Origin of the sequence: Nocardioides endophyticus (assembly GCF_039543845.1) — a bacterium.
GTDB classification, from domain to species: domain Bacteria; phylum Actinomycetota; class Actinomycetes; order Propionibacteriales; family Nocardioidaceae; genus Nocardioides; species Nocardioides endophyticus.
Window position 1 is genome coordinate 41159 of the sequence record NZ_BAABKN010000023.1, and the last position, 18148, is coordinate 59306.

14 protein-coding genes are annotated in these 18148 nt (G+C 71.4%); 4 read left to right on the forward strand and 10 right to left on the reverse strand.

Annotated features, from left to right (window positions below):
- Nucleotides 1-4: 4 nt before the first annotated feature.
- From ABEA33_RS17395 to ABEA33_RS17415, 5 genes are read right to left on the reverse strand one after another with little or no spacing between them, the layout of a single operon-like run.
- Entirely contained in the window at nt 5-1051 is a 1047-nt protein-coding gene (locus tag ABEA33_RS17395; RefSeq protein ID WP_345528154.1) for a hypothetical protein, read from the reverse strand.
- 44 nt (nt 1052-1095) lie between these two features.
- A complete protein-coding gene (locus ABEA33_RS17400) occupies nt 1096-2184 on the reverse strand; it encodes a hypothetical protein (RefSeq protein ID WP_345528156.1) in 1089 nt (362 codons plus the stop codon).
- A gap of 19 nt (nt 2185-2203) precedes the next feature.
- Complete coding sequence (locus tag ABEA33_RS17405; protein ID WP_345528158.1) at nt 2204-3127, reverse strand: hydroxymethylglutaryl-CoA lyase; 924 nt, start codon at nt 3125-3127, stop codon at nt 2204-2206.
- The gene (locus tag ABEA33_RS17410) at nt 3120-5048 is read right to left on the reverse strand and encodes an acetyl/propionyl/methylcrotonyl-CoA carboxylase subunit alpha (protein WP_345528159.1); all 1929 of its coding nucleotides are present in this window, start codon (nt 5046-5048) and stop codon (nt 3120-3122) included. Before ABEA33_RS17410 ends, ABEA33_RS17405 begins: the two co-directional genes overlap by 8 nt.
- Nucleotides 5048-6583 carry a carboxyl transferase domain-containing protein gene (locus ABEA33_RS17415; RefSeq protein WP_345528635.1) on the reverse strand — a complete coding sequence of 512 codons (1536 nt, stop codon included), beginning with the start codon at nt 6581-6583 and terminating at the stop codon, nt 5048-5050. Before ABEA33_RS17415 ends, ABEA33_RS17410 begins: the two co-directional genes overlap by 1 nt.
- An 87-nt stretch (nt 6584-6670) precedes the next feature.
- On the opposite strand from ABEA33_RS17415, the gene trxA reads away from it, so the two are divergent.
- Together trxA and ABEA33_RS17425 are read left to right on the forward strand one after the other, a co-directional pair.
- Nucleotides 6671-7051 (forward strand): thioredoxin, encoded by a 381-nt coding sequence (gene trxA, locus ABEA33_RS17420; RefSeq protein WP_345528161.1) that lies wholly within the window; start codon nt 6671-6673, stop codon nt 7049-7051.
- A gap of 138 nt (nt 7052-7189) precedes the next feature.
- Complete coding sequence (locus ABEA33_RS17425) at nt 7190-7732, forward strand: SACE_7040 family transcriptional regulator (protein WP_345528162.1); 543 nt, start codon at nt 7190-7192, stop codon at nt 7730-7732.
- Here the strand turns inward: ABEA33_RS17425 and ABEA33_RS17430 are convergent.
- Both ABEA33_RS17430 and ABEA33_RS17435 read right to left on the reverse strand, forming a co-directional pair.
- Nucleotides 7725-8420, reverse strand: a complete 696-nt coding sequence (locus ABEA33_RS17430) for an SWIM zinc finger family protein (protein ID WP_345528163.1) — start codon at nt 8418-8420, stop codon at nt 7725-7727. The genes ABEA33_RS17425 and ABEA33_RS17430 overlap by 8 nt on opposite strands.
- Nucleotides 8417-11128: a DEAD/DEAH box helicase gene (locus tag ABEA33_RS17435; RefSeq protein WP_345528164.1), complete on the reverse strand. Its 2712-nt coding sequence runs from the start codon at nt 11126-11128 to the stop codon at nt 8417-8419. The genes ABEA33_RS17430 and ABEA33_RS17435 overlap by 4 nt, the downstream gene beginning before the upstream one ends.
- Before the next feature lie 61 nt (nt 11129-11189).
- Here ABEA33_RS17435 and ABEA33_RS17440 point away from each other — a divergent pair, with 61 nt between their 5' ends.
- Complete coding sequence (locus tag ABEA33_RS17440) at nt 11190-11678, forward strand: glutathione peroxidase (protein ID WP_345528165.1); 489 nt, start codon at nt 11190-11192, stop codon at nt 11676-11678.
- Between the two features lie 101 nt (nt 11679-11779).
- Entirely contained in the window at nt 11780-13357 is a 1578-nt protein-coding gene (locus tag ABEA33_RS17445) for a DHA2 family efflux MFS transporter permease subunit (protein ID WP_345528166.1), read from the forward strand.
- Between the two features lie 224 nt (nt 13358-13581).
- Here the strand turns inward: ABEA33_RS17445 and ABEA33_RS17450 are convergent, their stop codons facing one another.
- The 3 genes from ABEA33_RS17450 to ABEA33_RS17460 all read right to left on the reverse strand — a co-directional run bounded on the left by ABEA33_RS17450 (nt 13582) and on the right by ABEA33_RS17460 (nt 18072).
- Nucleotides 13582-14631 carry an NAD(P)H-dependent amine dehydrogenase family protein gene (locus tag ABEA33_RS17450; protein WP_345528167.1) on the reverse strand — a complete coding sequence of 350 codons (1050 nt, stop codon included), beginning with the start codon at nt 14629-14631 and terminating at the stop codon, nt 13582-13584.
- A gap of 157 nt (nt 14632-14788) precedes the next feature.
- Entirely contained in the window at nt 14789-15928 is a 1140-nt protein-coding gene (locus ABEA33_RS17455) for a CDP-glycerol glycerophosphotransferase family protein (RefSeq protein WP_345528169.1), read from the reverse strand.
- Nucleotides 15929-15969: 41 nt separating this feature from the next.
- Nucleotides 15970-18072 carry a RecQ family ATP-dependent DNA helicase gene (locus ABEA33_RS17460; protein ID WP_345528170.1) on the reverse strand — a complete coding sequence of 701 codons (2103 nt, stop codon included), beginning with the start codon at nt 18070-18072 and terminating at the stop codon, nt 15970-15972.
- Between the last annotated feature and the right edge of the window lie 76 nt (nt 18073-18148).

Consider the following 18148-nt stretch of genomic DNA (forward strand, 5'->3'; position numbering starts at 1 on the left):
ACCACTACTTCTTCTTCTCCAGCAGCAGGCGCAGGGCGAGCGCCAGGACGCCGGCGTCCGAGGGTTGCGAGACGCCGTGGCGGACGACGGGCAACAGGCCGTCGGGATCGCCGTGGACAGGGTAGCCAGCGCGGACCAGCTCATCGCGCATGGTGCGGGCCTGGCCGCGCGCCCACTCCAGGTGGCGACGCGGGAGGGCCAGCGCCGGTCCGGGATGCTCGGCGAGGCGCGGCACCAGCACCTCGCGCAGCAGCGCGGCCCGCTCGACGGGCGTGGCGAGCAGCGCCAGCACCTGCCCGGTCCGGCGAGCGAGCTCGGCCGCGTCCGCGGAGATCTCGGGCCCCGCGGCGAGGGGGCGGCGTACACCGACCAGGCGCGGGAGCGCGTCGACGTCGAGCACCACCCGCACGCGCCGTACGCCGACCCGCTCGGCCGCGGACCGGGCCTGCCGGGCCAGGTCGACCCGCTCGGGCAGGGTGTCGAGGCGCCGCGCCTTGCGGACCCACTCGGGCCACGGCGAGACCCCGATGCCGATGCTCCGCGCGGTCCAGGCGTCGACCATCATCTGGGCGACGTCCGTGCCCAGCACGAGGACCAGCTCGTTGCGACCGCCGGGCGGGCGACCACGCGAGACCAGCTCCGCTCGGCGCGATGCGGCGAGCATCGGATCGCCCAGCAACCGGTAGCGGGTGCGCCACGGACGTGGCCGGACCGGCGCGAGCTCCGGCAACCCCGCAGCGTGCACGTCCTCGGCGAGCAGCCCGGTCGCCACCCGGAGCAGCTCGTCGGCGCTGAGGTCAGCGGGGTCGACCGGGGGCGGTCCGAACGCGGGGAGGTCGACCGACCCGACGAGCTCCAGGTCGGGCCGCCCGCGCCCGGGCGCGCTGGCCTCGATCACGCGGGTGGCGAGCTCAGCCGGGACGTCGCCGGCCTCGTTGAGGCGACGGAGCAGCTCGAGCTGCTGGGCGCCGGGGAGGTGACGGCCGTACGCGACGCCTTCGCCGACCCAGTCCCGCCACGGCGTCGTACCGCCGGCGCGCAGATGGGCCACCCATCCCCACGCTCGCCTGATGCCCGGGGTCTCGCTGTCGCCGCTCACCGTTCGCGCAACCGCTTGGCGGCCTTGGTGACCCGGACGCTCAGGTGTTCGTCGGGATCGTCTCGGCGGGCCGCCTCCTCGATCATCGCGACGAGCGCATCGAGCGCGGCATCCGCGACCTGGCGGGGTCGGGTGCGGTCGGGGTCGTGCCAGATCGCGTCGGGTGCCGGCCGGACGGGGCGGAGGTCCTCGACGTCCCCGACGACGGCGACACCGGACCCGACGATCCACTCCCGCCACGACTCGAAGATCTCGTCCGCCCACTCGTAGTGGTTCGGAGGCAGGGTGATCCGCTGCTGGACCGGCTCCGTGGCCAGGGTCTCGTGCACGATCAGGTGCCGCACCAGGGTGCGGTAGTCGGCGTGCTCGAGCCTGGTGCGGCGGAGCCGGTCGTTGAGCTGGCGCAGCATCGCGCTCTCGGGGGCGCCGATGGAGGGGTTGCGACGCACGCTGTCGAGCGGCGCCCAGTCCGGGTCGACGTCGATCGCCCGGCAGAACCGGCGCCACAGCTCGCCGTGCGGGGCCCCCGGCTGCGGGACGGTGACGACGTGGACGCGCTCCGGAGGCAGCTGGCGGCTCCACCGCTCGAGCACCTGGGTGACGCCCTGGACCTGCCAGAAGGACCGGCCGATCTCGGAGCGTGGCTTCTGGATCCGGCGGACGAACTTGCCGTACCGCATCCGGCCCTGGTGCTTGAGCCGCTCCTGCCACTCCGCCGGGACCTGGCGGGCGATGTCGCGCACGGTGAGCACGACGTGGATCTCGGCCGGCGCCAGCGACGCGACCGCCCGCTCGACCTGCTCACCGGTTGCGCCGGCCAGGATCTCGTGGCTGATCACGACCGACCCGTGAGCACGACGGGTCCGCTTGACCAGTGCGTCCCACTCGCCCTTGGCGTCCGGGAGCATCCCGCCCCAGGGGCGCTCGATCAGGTCGAGGGCCGCGTGGAACATGTCGCCCCGGGCACCGAGCGGGTAGCGGACGTCGTGCCGGGCCAGCTGGGTGCGGTTCAGCGCCAGCCGGTCCTGGATGTAGGTCGTCCCGGTCTTGGGAGCACCCACATGGAGGTAGACGACATCGGCCATGCCGAGGATTCTGCCGTAGTCACGCCAACGCCCGTACGACGGCGGACGGGCTCGGTCGGCCCAGGTGACCCGCCATCCAGACACTGGTGTCGACCACCTGCTGGAGGTCGACCCCGCACTCGATGCCCAGGCCGCGCAGCATCCAGACCAGGTCCTCGGTCGCGAGGTTGCCGGTGGCGCTCTTGGCGTAGGGGCAGCCACCGAGGCCGCCAGCGCTCGCGTCGTACGTCGTGATGCCGGCCTGCAGGGCTGCGTAGGTGTTGGCGAGGGCCTGGCCGTAGGTGTCGTGGAAGTGCATCGCGAGCTGGTCGATCTCCATCCCCGCCTGGACGAACGCCTGCACCAGCGCGGTCACGTGCCCGGCGGTGCCGACGCCGATCGTGTCGCCGAGGCTGAGCTGGCTGGCGCCAAGGTCGAAGAGCCGCTTGCCGACGTCGACGACCTGGTCGACCGGCACGTCACCTTCCCACGGGTCGCCGAAGCACATGGAGACATAAGCCCGGACGTCGAGACCGGCATCGCGCGCGCGTCGTACGGTCGGCTCGAACATCGCGAACTGCTCGTCGAGGCTGCGGTTGAGGTTCTTCTGCGCGAAGGTCTCGGTCGCCGACCCGAAGATCGCGATGTGCTTGGCGCCGAGCTCGAGCGCGCGGTCGAGGCCGCGCTCGTTGGGGACCAGGACCGGGCAGTCGCGCCCCGCCTCGCCGAGGAGCTCCATCAGGTCGGCGGCGTCGGCGAGCTGGGGCACCCACTTCGGGTGGACGAAGCTGGTCGCCTCGACGATGGGCAGACCCGCGGCGAGGAGGCGGCGTACGAACTCGGCCTTCACGTCGGTGGGGACGAGCGCGCTCTCGTTCTGCAGGCCGTCTCGGGGGCCGACCTCGTAGATCGTGACCTCGGTCGGCAGCCCCTCTGCCGGGACCGTCGTCGGGAGCTCACTCATCGGGCTGCACCTCCAGCAGGGTGGCGCCGAGCGCGACCTGCGCTCCGGTGGTCGCGTTGAGGCTGCCGATCGTCCCGTCGAATGGCGCCTTCAGCGACAGCTCCATCTTCATCGCCTCGAGCACGACCAGCACCTGGCCGGCGTCGACCCGGTCGCCGTCGGAGACGCGTACGTCGAGGACGGTGCCCGGCATCGGCGCCGTGATCGTCCCGTCGCCCACGTCGAGGGCGTGGTCGCCGAAGACGTCCGGCCGCTCGAACGCGAACCGCTGGCCCCGGAAGGCGACCTCGGCGACATGTGGTTGAACGTTGACGACGGCCCGGTGGCGCGTTCCGTCGACCGCGAGGGTGAGCGTGTGGTGGGCGGCGTCGATCTGTCGGACGGGGATCTCGTCGACGGTCCCGCGGGCGCGGTCGACGACGACCGGGCGGTCGAGCTCGACGATCGTCGGCGCCGGGTCTGCGCCTGAACGCCAACCGTCGGACTGGAACGGGTGTCCGCTGTCGGTGACCGCCGTGAGCATCGCGCTCACCCACGCCACGAAGATCCGGGGCAGCTCGTCGTCCGGCTTCTCGACCTCGGCGGTGTCGAGCCAGGCGGTGTCGATGGTGGCGTCGCGGAACTCGTCGCTCGCCGCCAGCGCCCGCAGGAACCCGACGTTGGTGGTGAGGCCGAGGATCGAGGTGTCGTCCAGGGCGGCGACCAGGGCCTGGCGAGCGTCCTCACGCGTCGCCCCGTGCGCGATGACCTTGCCCAGCATCGGGTCGTACGACGTGCTCACGACCTGCTCGGGCTCCAGCGCGTGGTCCACCCTGATCGGGTCGTCCGCCTCTCGGCTAGCCATAGGTGCTCGTGAGGCGGACGACCCGGGCCACCGCACGATGGACGTCCGCCCGGCTTGGGGCAGGAACCCCCCGAACGAGTCCTCGGCGTACACCCGCGCCTCGATGGCGTGCCCCGTGACGGTGACGTCGTCCTGGCTGAACGGGAGCCGCTCGCCGTCGGCGACCCTGAGCTGGAGCTCCACGAGATCGAGTCCAGTGATCGCCTCGGTGACGGGGTGCTCGACCTGGAGGCGGGTGTTCATCTCCAGGAAGTAGGCCTCGCCGGTGTCGGAGTCGAGCAGGAACTCGACGGTTCCGGCGTTCTCGTAACCGACGTGCTTGGCCAAGGCGACCGCGCTGCTCGTGACGAGCTCGCGCACCTCCGCGGTGATGGTCGGCGCGGGCGCCTCCTCCAGCACCTTCTGGTGGCGGCGCTGGGTGGAGCAGTCGCGCTCGAAGAGGTGCACGACGTTGCCGTGCGCGTCGGCCATCACCTGGACCTCGATGTGGCGTCCGTGCTCGACGTACTTCTCCACGAGCATCGTGTCGTCGCCGAAGGCCGACAGCGCCTCGCGCTTGGCGGCCGCCACGGCCTCGTCGTACTCCTCGGCGGAGCGGACGATGCGCATGCCCTTACCGCCGCCGCCGGCCGCAGCCTTCACGAGGACCGGGAAGCCGATGTCGGTGGTCGAGCCTGTCGAGACCCCCGCAGGCACCACGGGAACCCCTGCCGCAATGGCGATCTCGCGGGCCGCGTCCTTGCGGCCCATCCGGTCCATCACGTCGGCGGACGGCCCGACCAGCTTGAGGCCGGCGGCCTCGACGGCTCGGGCGAACGCGGCGCGCTCGGAGAGGAACCCGTATCCGGGGTGGATCGCGTCGGCACCCGCGGTCTGGGCGGCGGCCACGACGGAGTCGATGTCGAGGTAGCTCTCGACCCGTACGGCGTTGTCGGCGGCGCGCACGTGCGGCGCGTCGGCGCCCCCCGTTGAATCAGCGTCGGTGAAGAGCGCGACGGTGCGGATGCCCATCCGGGACGCGGTGCGCATCACGCGGAGGGCGATCTCGCCCCGGTTGGCGATGAGAAGGGTCTTCATCACATCCTCCAGACGCCGTACGACGGCGTGGGGATCGGGGCGTTCGCGGCGGCGGCGAGGCCCATGCCGAGGACGCGTCGGGTGTCGGCGGGGTCGATGACGCCGTCGTCCCAGAGGCGGGCGGTCGAGTAGTACGGCGAGCCCTGGGTCTCGTACTGATCGCGGATCGGCGCCTTGAACGCCTCTTCTTCCGCGGGATCGTCGAAGCCACGGACCGTCGCGAGGACGGACGCAGCCTGCTCGCCACCCATCACCGAGATGCGCGCGTTCGGCCACATCCAGAGGAAGCGCGGGTCGTAGGCGCGGCCACACATGCCGTAGTTGCCGGCACCGAAGGAGCCGCCGATGACGACCGTGAACTTCGGGACGACCGAGCAGGCGACGGCGGTGACGAGCTTGGCGCCGTCGCGGGCGATGCCGTTGTTCTCGTACTCCTTGCCGACCATGAAGCCGGAGATGTTCTGCAGGAAGACCAGCGGGATGCCGCGCTGGTTGCACAGCTCGATGAAGTGCGCGCCCTTGAGGGCCGACTCGCTGAAGAGGATGCCGTTGTTGGCGACGATGCCGACCGGGTGGCCCCAGACGTGCGCGAAGCCGGTCACCAGTGTCTCGCCGTACAGTTTCTTGAACTCGTGGAAGCGGCTGCCGTCGACGATCCGGCGGATCACCTCGCGGACGTCGTACGGCGTGCGGGTGTCGGCGGGCACGACGTCGTACAGCGTGCTCGGGTCCTCGTGGGGCTCCTCGACAGGCGCGATCTCGTACGACGCACCCGCGGGTCGGCGCTCGAGCGTCCCGACGATGCTGCGGACGATGGCGAGCGCGTGCGCGTCGTCCTCGGCGAGGTGGTCGACGACGCCGGAGGTGCGGGCGTGCACGTCGCCGCCGCCGAGCTCCTCGGCGGTGACGATCTCGCCGGTCGCGGCCTTCACCAGGGGCGGGCCGCCCAGGAAGATCGTGCCCTGGTTGCGCACGATCACGGTCTCGTCCGACATCGCGGGGACGTAGGCGCCGCCGGCGGTGCACGAGCCCATCACGCTCGCGATCTGCGGAATGCCCTGGGCGGAGAGGTTGGCCTGGTTGAAGAAGATCCGGCCGAAGTGCTCGCGGTCGGGGAAGACCTCGTCCTGCATCGGCAGGAACGCGCCGCCGGAGTCGACGAGGTAGACGCACGGCAGCCTGTTGTCCGCCGCGACGGTCTGCGCGCGGAGGTGCTTCTTGACCGTGATCGGGTAGTAGGTGCCGCCCTTGACGGTCGCGTCGTTGGCGACGACGACCACCTCGCGGCCGCTGACTCGGCCGATGCCCGTGACGATGCCGGCGCTGGGTACCGGTGACTCGCCTGGGCCGCCGTACATCCCGGTGGCGGCCAGCGGGCTCAGCTCCAGGAACGGGCTGCCCGGGTCGAGCAGCCGGTCCACCCGGTCCCGGACCAGCAGCTTGCCGCGGTCGGTGTGCTTGGTCCGTGCGGACTCGCTGCCGCCGGCGCGCGCGACGGCCAGGCGCTCGCGCAGGTCGTCCACCAGCTCCCTCATGTGGCTCACGCAGCCTAGGTTAGCGATCATTAACCTAGGGGTCCACCGCTCGGGAACATCCCGCTCCCCGGCGCCGTTGGAACTCGCATGGCTACCACCCAGCTGACCGCCGACACCTTCGAGCAGACCGTCGTCGACAACGGCATCGTCCTCGTCGACTTCTGGGCGTCGTGGTGCGGCCCGTGCCGCCAGTTCGCGCCGGTCTTCGAGGCCGCGGCAGAGCGGCACGAGGACGTGGTGTTCGGCAAGGTCGACACCGAGGCTGAGCAGTCGCTCGCCGCCGCCGCGCAGATCACCTCGATCCCGACGCTGATGGCGTTCCGCGACGGCATCCTGGTGTTCAGCCAGCCCGGCGCCCTCCCCGCGCCCGCGCTCGAGCAGGTCATCACCGCGGTCAAGGACCTGGACATGGACGACGTACGCCGTCAGATCGCGGAGCAGCAGAACGACCAGCAGCCCGAGGCCTGAGCTGGCCCGACTCGGCGGGGTAGCCACGGACGAAACGGCTGCCGATGGACCCGTCGAACGACCATTTCGTCCGTGGGTACGCCGCCGGCCCGCGGACGAACCACCCGCCCCGGGGTTAACAACCTCTAACCTTGCGACATGAGCCGACGCGACCAGATCCTCGCGACGGCGGCGGAGCTGTTCGCGCAGCGCGGCTACCACGGGGTGTCGGTCGCCGACCTGGGCGCGGCCTGCGGCATCTCCGGTCCGGCGCTCTACAAGCACTTCCCGTCGAAGCAGGCGATGCTCGCCGAGATGCTGGTCTCGATCAGCGAGGAGCTGCTGCGCGAAGGCCGGCGCCGGGTCGCCGAGACGCCCGAACCCCCGGCAGCGCTGGCCGCGCTGGTCGACTGGCACGTCGACTTCGCGCTGCGCCACCGGCCGCTGATCGTGGTGCAGGACCGCGACTGGGAGTCACTGCCCACCGACGCCCGCGAGCAGGTGCGCGCCCTCCAGCGCGAGTACGTCGACCTGTGGGCCGCCGAGCTCCAGGTGCTCGACCCCGAGCTCGACCTGCCGACCGCGCGGTCGATGGCGCATGCGGCGTTCGGACTGATCAACTCCACGCCGCACAGCGGCCTGCTCCCCGACGTACAGATGCGTGAGCTGCTGACCCGGATGGCCCTCGGCGCGCTCAGCTAACCGGGTCGTCCGCTTCAGAAGCCCCTATGGCTAGCGGAGAGGCGGACGACTCGACCTCCTCGACGAGGCGCGCGGCGTACAGCGCCGCCTCGACGGCACGATCCAGGTCGACGTCGACGTCCTCGATCGCCACCGTCCGGGCGTGCAGCCGCGCGAGCAGCTCGTCGCGAGGCAGACCGCGCAGCTGGAAGAGCACGAACGGGTCGGCGTCGACCAGCCACGCCAGCTGGTAGAGCACCGCCAGCGCGTGCACGCACGGGTCGGTCCAGTGGTCGCACCCGCAGGTCGAGCCGAGCTCGAACCCGCTCGGCAGCAGCTCCGCACCCGCCTCGTCGGCCTGCTCGACCAGCTCGTGGGGGAGCTCGCCGGCCACCAGGGCGGCGACCCGACCGGCGGCCGCGGCGACCGTCTCGACGAGCGCCGCCACGCCCGCGTCGTCGAAGACCGGCAGCGTGCCCCCGACCGTCCACAGACCGCGCGCGTCCTCGACCGACGCGACGTACCGGCCGGGCTCTGTGGCGATCTGGCCGACCTGGCCGCCGCGGGCGAGCGTCCGAGCGGCGCGCAGGTCGGCTTCGGCGTACGACGCCTCCTCGACCGCGCGCACCCAGGCCTTGCCCCACCACGTCGTCGCCCTCGCGGCACCGCGGCGGGGCTGGACCCGGGGGTGGAGGACGGCACCCGTCATGACTCGAGCACGTCCGGGCGCAGGGTGACCAGGTCGCGCAGCTCGTCGTTGCTGAGCTCGGTCAACGCCATCTCGCCCCTGCCCAGTACGGCGTCGGCGAGCGCCCGCTTGCGACCGAGCATCTCGGCGATCTTCTCCTCGATGGTCCCGCGGGTGATCATCCGGTGCACCTGCACCGGCCGGGTCTGGCCGATCCGGTACGCGCGGTCGGTCGCCTGCTCCTCGACGGCGGGGTTCCACCAGCGGTCGACGTGCAGCACGTGGTCGGCGCGGGTCAGGTTGAGCCCGGTGCCGCCGGCCTTGAGCGACAGCAGGAAGACGGGAGTCTCCCCTGCCTGGAAGCGACGCACCATCGCCTCCCGCTCCCGCACCGGCGTGCCGCCGTGCAGGAACTGGTGGGGTACGCCGGAGCGGTCCAGGTGTGCCTCGAGCAGTCGGCCCATCGCGACGTACTGGGTGAAGACCAGCGCGGCCCCGTCCTCGGCGAGCACCGTGCCGAGGAGCTCGTCGAGCAGGTCGATCTTCTGCGAGCGCCCGGACAGCTTCACGGCGGACTGCTTGAGGAACTGGGCCGGGTGGTTGCAGATCTGCTTGAGTCCGGTGAGCAGCTTGAGCACCAGCCCGCGCCGGGTGTCCTCGTCGGCACGCTCGATCCGCTCCATGATGTCGCGCACGAACGACTCGTAGAGCACCACCTGCTCGCGGGTCAGCCCGATCCGGTGGTCGGTCTCGGTCTTCGCCGGGAGCTCGGGCGCGATGCCGGGGTCGGACTTGCGCCGGCGCAGCAGGAACGGCCCGATCAGCTCGGCGAACTGCGCGGCCTTCGTGGGCTCCTTGCCCGACTCGATCGGCGCGGCCCAGGCCTTGCGGAAGGCGTTGCGGCTGCCCAGCAGCCCCGGGATCGCCCAGTCGAGGATCGCCCAGAGCTCGGTCAGGTTGTTCTCGACCGGCGTGCCCGTCAGCGCGACCCGCGCCGTGCTCGGGATGGTGCGCAGCGCGCGAGCGGTCGACGTACGCGGGTTCTTGATGTGCTGCGCCTCGTCGGCAACCACCAGGTCCCAACCCACGGAGGCCAGACGCGCGGCATCACGCTGCATCGTGCCGTACGTCGTGAGCACGAACCCGTCCTCGGCGCCGGCGAGATCCCGCGCGCTGCCGTGGAAGCGGACGACGGGTGTGCCGGGGGCGAACCGGTGCACCTCGTCCTCCCAGTTGCCCAGCAGACTCGCGGGACAGACCACGAGCGTCGGCCCGGTCGCCCCGTGCTGGTGGCGGTGCAGGTGCAGCGCGATCAGGGTGATCGTCTTGCCGAGCCCCATGTCGTCGGCGAGGCAGGCACCGAGGCCGAGCGAGGTGAGCTCGGCCAGCCAGGTCAGCCCGTGTCGTTGGTAGTCGCGCAGGGTCGCGGTCAGCGCGGCGGGCGGCTCGACCGGCTCGCGGGTCGCCGCCGTCAGCAGCTGCTCGCGGACCTTCAGCAGGCTGGCACCGACGACGACCTGCTCCGGGGCGCCTTCGGCGCCCACCTGTACGACGCCGGTGAGCGCGGCGGCCACGGCCTCAGCCGGCTTCACCGTGCGCAGTAGCCGCTTGCGGGCCTTGCGGACGATCGACGGGTCGACCACGGCCCAGTTGCCGCGCAGCCGCATCAGTGGGGTCGCCGACGACGCGAGCTGGTCCATCTCCGCGTCGGTCAGCGGGTCGCCGTGCAGCGCGACCTGCCACTTGAAGGCGAACAGCGACTCGGTCCCGAGCAGCGGCTCGTTGAGCGGCTCACTCCGTCGTTCTCCTGGTGGTGCGGCCGGCGACGCCCGGTCGAGCGTGGCGGTCGCGCTCAGGTCGCGGCCCAGGCTGCGCGGCCAGAGCACGTCGACCCCGCGGTCCCGCAGTGCACCGACCCCCTCGTCGAGCAGGCTGACGAGCTCGTCGGTGTCGAGCACGAGCTGGTCGGGCACCCGGAGCTCCAGGAGCCGGTCGAGCACCGACCACGCGTCGGCCGCGGCCCGCAGCGCGATCGTCGCGTGGGTGCGCGCGCGCTCCCCGAACCCGTGCTCGTCGGCGTCGTGGGTCCACAGCGTCGCCAGGTCGCAGAGGTGCAACGGGTTCTGCTCGTCGTGCACCTGCGGCACCAGTCGTACGGCGCCCGCGACCAGCTCCTCCTCGTCGGCCTCGACCCGGATCGAGAGGCTCACCAGCTGCGGCAGGTCGGTCGGGTCGACTCGACGGTGCTTGGCCAGCCGCGCCTGGAGCCGCTCCTCGAAGGACGATGGTGCCGGCTCGCTCGGCCGCCGCTTCGGTACGGCGACCCAGGCCTCCGGCGGCTGTCGCGGCATCGCGTCGGCCACCGCGTCGATGAGGTCACGCACCAGCCGCTCGTCCTCGCGCTGGGCCCGCGCCAGCATCTCGATGCGTTCCTCGTCGTCCTCGTCGAGGCCGCTGACCCGCCAGCTCGGCGTACCCGTGCCCGACGCCGGGGCGCTCGGCGCGAACTTCCCGGCCGCCACGAACCGCATCCCGAGCAGCGCCGCCCCCGACAGCAGCCCGACGCTCGGGTGCAGGTCCTCGCGGTTGCGCGCCTTCGTCAGGACCGGGAGCGCCGCTCGGATCGGGAGCGCGACCGTACGGCGAGCATCGGTGAACTCGACGACCCCCTCCCTCGGCGGATCGGCGGCGCGGAAGGTCGCCGGACCGGTGAGGGGGACGAAGGACACGGAGTGACGCTAGCCCGAGACACCGACACGGTTGTTGTCGCGGCGTTCTACGATCGTAGTCATGACGATCCTCGACTCCTCGATCGCCCGGCTCGACGGCTCCGCCGCCACGCTCGGCGAGCTCACCGGCGGCAAGCCGGCCCTCCTGGTCAACGTCGCGAGCAAGTGCGGCCTGACCCCCCAGTACACCGGCCTCGAGCAACTCCAGGAGAAGTACGCCGAGCGCGGCTTCACCGTCGTCGGGCTGCCGTGCAACCAGTTCATGGGCCAGGAGCCCGGGTCCGCCGAGGAGATCCAGGAGTTCTGCTCCGCGACGTACGGCGTCACCTTCCCGATGACCGAGAAGATCGAGGTCAACGGCGACGACCGCCACGAGATCTACCGCGCGCTGGTCGACACCCCGAACGAGAAGGGCGAGGCCGGCGACGTGACCTGGAACTTCGAGAAGTTCCTCGTCGACGGCTCCGGCGCGGTCGTCGCCCGCTTCAGCCCCGGCGTCGTCCCGGACGACCCGGCGGTCGTCGGCGCCATCGAGGCCCAGCTCGGCTGACCCGCCGCACGACTGTTTGCACTCGGTCGGTGACGAAGACCACTGGTCGACGAGACAAAAGTCGGGTGACCGATGTCGGCCGGTCGACCTAGCCTCGACCGGTGAGCACCGAGACGACATCGACCACCGCTGGCGAGCCCGGCCCCGCCGACGACAAGCTCGACCGCAACGTCCTCCTCGTCGCGGGAGTGGTGGTCCTCGGCGCGATCATGTCGATCCTCGACATCACCGTGGTCTCGGTCGCCCAGCCGACGTTCCAGAACGTCTTCGACGCCTCGCCCGCCCAGACTGCGTGGACGATGACCGGCTACACGCTGGCGCTCGCGACCGTCATCCCGCTGACCGGGTGGGCCGCCGACCGCTTCGGCACCAAGCGCCTCTACATGCTCGCGGTCACCCTGTTCACCCTCGGTTCGATCCTGTGTGCGGCCGCCAACAGCATCGAGATGCTCACGTTCTTCCGGGTCCTCCAGGGCCTCGGCGGCGGCATGCTGATGCCGCTCGGCATGACGATCATGACCCGCGCCGCGGGACCGCACCGGATCGGCCGGGTGATGGCCGTGCTCGGCGTCCCGATGTTGCTCGGCCCGATCTTCGGCCCGATCCTCGGTGGCTGGCTGATCGACATCGCCAGCTGGCACTGGATCTTCCTGATCAACCTGCCGATCGGCATCATCGCGCTGGTCTACGCGGCCAAGGTGCTGCCGAGTGACAGCCCGACCCCGTCCGAGAGCTTCGACTTCGTCGGCATGCTGCTGCTCTCCCCCGGCCTGGCCCTGTTCCTGTACGGCGTCTCCTCGATCCCCGAGACCGGGACGGTGCTCGCGACCAAGGTCCTGGTGACGGCCGCGATCGGCCTCGTCCTCGTCGTCCTCTTCGTGCTCCGCAGCCTGTTCCGCTCGCCCGAGCACCCGCTGATGGACCTGCACCTCTTCCGCAACCGGTCGCTCAGCGTCGCGGTCGTGGCGATGTCGCTGTTCGCGATCGCCTTCTTCGGAGCCAGCCTGCTCTTCCCGCAGTACTTCCTGCTCGTCCGTGGGGAGAGCACCCTCGACGCAGGCCTGCTGCTCGCCCCGCAGGGCATCGCGGCGATGCTGACGATGCCGGTGGCCGGCATCCTCACGGACAAGATCGGGCCCGGCAAGATCGTGATGGCCGGGATCGCCCTGATCGTGGTCGGCATGGGCATGTTCACGCAGGTGGCCGTCGGCACCGACGCGATCAGCGCCTCGGCGAGCGGCTTCGACGTGACGGAGCCGTCGTACCTCTTCTTGCTCTCCGCCCTCTTCATCATGGGCCTGGGCATGGGCGGCACGATGATGCCGATCATGACCTCGGCGCTGCAGACGCTGAAGGACCACGAGATCGCCCGCGGCTCCACGCTGATGAACATCACCCAGCAGGTCGCGGCCTCGATCGGTACGGCGCTGTTCTCGGTCGTGCTCACCAACGGCTTCAACGACAGCGAGGCCGCCACCGAGCTCCGGACCGCGACCGAGTCCGGGACGACCCCCGACCCGAGCATCGTCCCCACGGCACTCAGCGACATGTCCGGCGCCTTCGGCTCGGCCTTCCTCGTCGGCACGATCCTGGTCGCCGTCTGCATCATCCCGGCCCTGATGCTGCCCCGGAAGAAGGCCGCCACCCCCGTCGACCCCGCAGTCCTCGTCGGTCACTGACGAGCAACCCGGCACCCTGCCCTCCCTGCGGGGGTCTCGACGACGCTCGCTGGCGCTCGCTGCTCGACCACCGAGGGGCGACCACCGGAGCCGCGGAGCGGGGACGCCCGGTGAGCGTAGAAGCGAGGCGCGGCGCCGCAACGGACCCTCACCGCGGCGTACGTCGCCGGCGACACAGCGAACCGGGCGTCCCCGCGCAGCGGGACCGACGCCGGTGGCCCTCCTCAACCGGTGGTTGCGGCAACCCTTCCTGCTATGGGAGGCAGGTCGGCCAGCGTGACGATCCCAGGTGGCGCCGAGACGACGTACGGCACCGCGTTGGTGACCGGCATGGCCGTGTAGATCATCCCGAGGTCCATGAACCCCTCGGCCCACCCCTTCGGCGGCAGGCAGTGCAGGACGGTGCGCATGTTGGGCACCCCGAAGACCTGGATCACGTGCCCGTGCTGGAGCGGCTTGGGCGGCGTGACGTGCTGGCCCATCGTCCAGTTGAAGCCGACGCTCACGACGTTGCGGTCACCCACCCAGCCGCGGTGGTAACCCATCACGCCGCCGACCGTGCCGGCCGGGATCGTCATGAAGCCCAGGTCGCTGTCGCCGGTGGCCGCGGTGAACTCGACGTCGAAGCTCATCCGGTCCAGGGTCACTCCGAGCGCGTCAGCCATCATCGCGGCGGACTCGGCGAAGACCTCGCTCTCCCGGCGCACCGACTCGGCGAGGCCGGGCGTCTCGGGGTCGAGCGAGAAGCCCATGGCCCGCTGCGTCTCGGCGCTCTCGTACGTCGAGCAGTCGACCGACTCGGTGATCCGGATCTCGTCCACCCGTTCGCAGGACCCGCTGAGCACCATGCCGACCAGGTTGGTCATGCCGGGGTGGGCGCCGCTGCCGAAGATCGAAGCGTTCCCGCTCTCGCACGACTTCTGGATCCGCTCGCGGTCCTCCGGGGTCTGCTTGCCGCCGGTGATCCAGGCCGCCGACGTACAGACGTTGACACCCGACTCCAGCAGTGCGCACAGCTCGTCGATGCTCGGCCAGAGCGGGTTGTAGCAGCATGCGTCGGCGCCGAGCTCGAGCAGCGCCGCGATGTCGTTGGTGGCCACGATGCCGGTCGGCTCCGACAGCCCGCACAGCTCGGCGGCGTCCTTGCCGACCTTCTCGGCGCCGTGGGCGTAGACGCCGACCAGCTCCAGGTCGGGCCGGCCGATGATCGCGTGCAGCGAGCGCCGGCCGATGTTGCCGGTGGTCCACTGGATGACGCGCAGAGGTCTGTCCATGGCCGCACACTAGAACGTGTTCTAGCGTTGGTCCAGGGTCATTCCTGGCCGCATGACCGGCTGTAACGCGGTATTAGGGGGTCTGGTGACCCTGTTCTAACGGGTTTCCTAGACGCCACAACATCGCGTTGCAACCGGCGAGGCGACAGTTGCGCGCTCAGGCGGTGATGGCCTCGCCGAGCCCGGGGCCACCCACCAACCGGTCGCGGAGGGCCACGAGCGCGGACACCGACTCCAGGAAGCGGGTGGTGCTGTCGCCGACCTGCAGGTCGTCGAAGTAGTGGTGCCGCATGGCGACCCGCGCCAGGTGGTGCTCGTCGTACTCGAGCCGGGCGGCGACGAGTGCCGTGAGCTCGGAGACGACGACCTCGGCGAGCACGTCCGCGCACCTGCTGACCGGCACCTCCTGGCGGAGCCGCTCGGCGTCGTGGTGCCGGTCGGTGATGAAGATCGGCTTGTCCGTGCGCAGGTAGAGCCAGTCCAGGCCCACCGAGGACACGTCGGTGATCATCGCGTCGCAGTCGGGCATCACGGCGAGGATGTCGCCGGCGGTGACAGCCATGTGCCCGGCCTCGGGGTCTCGGCGGCGGGCCTCGGCCACCAGCGCCAGGATGTGGGCGTGCGCGGCGCGGATCGCCTCGACCTGGCTGGTGGTGACCTTCGGGTGCGGCTTGTAGACCAGCCGCACGTCGGGCACGCCCAGCACCGCGCGCACGATCTCGGCGCCGAGGGTGTCCACCGAGGTGTAGTCGTTGTACTCGGCGTCGCCCTCCCAGGTGGGTGCGTAGAGGACGGTACGGCGAGTGCTCGGCTCGAGCACGGCCGGCGGGCGCAGGTCGAGCTGCGGCCGCCCGGTGCGCACCAGGCGGGAGGTGTCGAACTCCAGGAGCCCCGCCTCGTGACGCCGCACCGCGGCCTCGCCGGCGACGAAGACCCGGTCGTAGGCCTTGGCGTTGTTGCTCGCCATGCTCTGCTTGTCGCTCTCGCCGTGGTTGATGTGGACGTGCAGCTTGCGGCCGTCCAGCAGCGAGTGGAAGTTGAGCATCGAGTTGTTGCAGTAGAGGACGACCTTGGCGTCCGAGTCGGCGTACACCTGGGTCAGCTCGGCGAAGGACGGGGCAAGGGTGATCGGCAACCGGGTCCAGCAGCCGAGAAGCTCGGCCGTGTCCCCGTCGCGCGCGACGATCTCGACCGGATGCTGGTGATCGAGCTGCTCCAGCACGGGCAGCCACTGGATCAGCTGGTAGCTGCGCGTGGGGTCGTCGGCGAAGTAGGCGAGGACATGAGCGTGGTTCACCGACGCACTCTAGGTCTCGGGTGTTTCATTCGTGCAAACGGCTAGCTCGTGGTAGCGAGCACCAGCGGGCGGACCTCGGCGGCGCCGGCCGAGCGGATCGCGCGAGCGGCGAGCGTGAGCGTCCAGCCGGTGCCGACCCGGTCATCCACCAGCAGGATCCGGCTGCCTTCCGGGATCTCCGCCTGGAGGTCAAACCGGTGGCCGACCGCGGCGATCCGCTGGGCCGAGTTGGCGGCACCCTGTCCCGGTGCGACGTCGGGGTCGACGATCGCGTAGCGGCCTACGACCGGGACCTTCAGGAAGCGCGAGAGCCCGTCGGCGAGGTCGGCGGTGAGGGCGGGGTGGGTCGCGGACTCGACCACGACGATGCCGTCGACGGGGGGGCGCCAGTCGCCGAGCACCTCGACGACCGCGCGGACCAGCGGCACCGGCACCGGGCCGTCCGGCGTGGCCGGGGCGAACAGCTCACGCAGCGCGTTGCCGTAGCCGAGGTCGGTGAGCCGGGCGACGGCGCGGCCCTCCAGGGCAGCCTCGCCGATCTTGCCGCGCAGGTCGACGCCGAGGTTGGCGAGCGCGGTGGGCCACATCTTGCGGGCCTCGACGACGACGCCGGGTCGAGACAGCCTGGCCTCGGCCTCCTCGACGGCCGCGGACGAGATCTCGACAGCGAGCGCGAGCCCGCCGCAGTTGTCGCACCGCCCGCAGTCCACGGCGCCCGGGTCGTCGAGCTGGTCGCGCAGGAAGCGCATCCGGCAGCCGTCGGTCGCGATGTAGTCGAGCATCGCGCGCTGCTCACGCTCGCGGGCCTCGGTCACCCGCTGGTAGCGCTCCTCGTCGTAGGCCCACGGCTGGCCGGTGGACTCCCAGCCGCCGCGCACCCGGCGTACGGCGCCGTCGACGTCGAGCACCTTGAGCATCGTCTCGAGCCGGTTGCGGTTGAGCTCGACGTAGGTCTCGAGGGTGGCGGTGCTCATCGTGCGGCCCTCCTCGGCGAGGACCTCGAGGGTGCGCCGGACCTGCTCCTCGCGCGGGAAGGCCAGTGAGGCGAAGTAGGCCCAGATGTCGCGGTCCTCGATCGCCGGCAGCAGCACCACGGTGGCCTCGGCCGTGCCGCGACCGGCACGGCCGACCTGTTGGTAGTAGGCGACCGGCGACGGCGGGGCCCCGAGGTTGACGACGAACCCGAGCGTCGCGTCGAAGCCCATGCCCAGGGCGCTGGTGGCGATCAGGGCCTTGACCCGGCCGTGGACCAGGTCCTGCTCCAGTGCGTGCCGCTCGGTGGGCTCGGTCTGCCCGGAGTACGCCGCGACCTCGTGGCCGCGCGAGCGGAGGTAGTCGGCGACCTCCTGGGTCGCGGCCACGGTGAGGCAGTAGACGATGCCCGATCCCGGCTGCTCCGCGAGGTGGTCGGCGAGCCAGGCGAGTCGCTGCTCCGGCGTCTTGAGTCGTACGACGCCGAGCCGCAGCGACTCCCTGTCGAGGGTGCCCCGGAGCACGAGCACGTCACCCAGGGTCCCCGCGCTCCCGAGCTGCTCGGCGACGTCGTCGGTCACCCGGGCGTTGGCGGTCGCGGTCGTCGCGAGCACCGGGATGCCCGTCGGCAGGTCCTGGAGCAGGGTGCGGATGCGGCGGTAGTCGGGGCGGAAGTCGTGTCCCCAGTCGGAGATGCAGTGCGCCTCGTCGACCACCAGCAGCCCGCAGGTCGCCGCCAGCCGCGGCAGCACCTCGTCGCGAAACCCCGGGTTGTTGAGCCGCTCCGGGCTGACCAGCAGCACGTCGACCTCGCCCGCCCGGATCGACTCCTGGATCGGCTCCCAGTCCTCCATGTTGGTCGAGTTGATCGTCACCGCCCGGATCCCGGCGCGCTCGGCGGCGGCGATCTGGTTGCGCATCAGGGCGAGCAGCGGCGAGACGATCACGGTCGGGCCCGCGCCCTGGTCGCGCAGCAGCAGGGTGGCGACGAAGTAGACGGCCGACTTGCCCCAGCCGGTGCGCTGGACGACGAGCGCGCGCCGCCGGTCGACCGCGAGCGCCTCGATGGCGGCCCACTGGTCCTCGCGCAGCGTGGCGTCGTCGCTGCCCACCAGCGCCTTCAGGTGGGCCTCGGCGCTGGCCCGGGCATCGGTGGTGGGCGCGGTACTCATGCCGCCCTGTCTACCAGCGGTCGCCGACGCCGGGATCGGCCCCTCCACAGAGGGAATCTTCCGTGCGACGTATCTG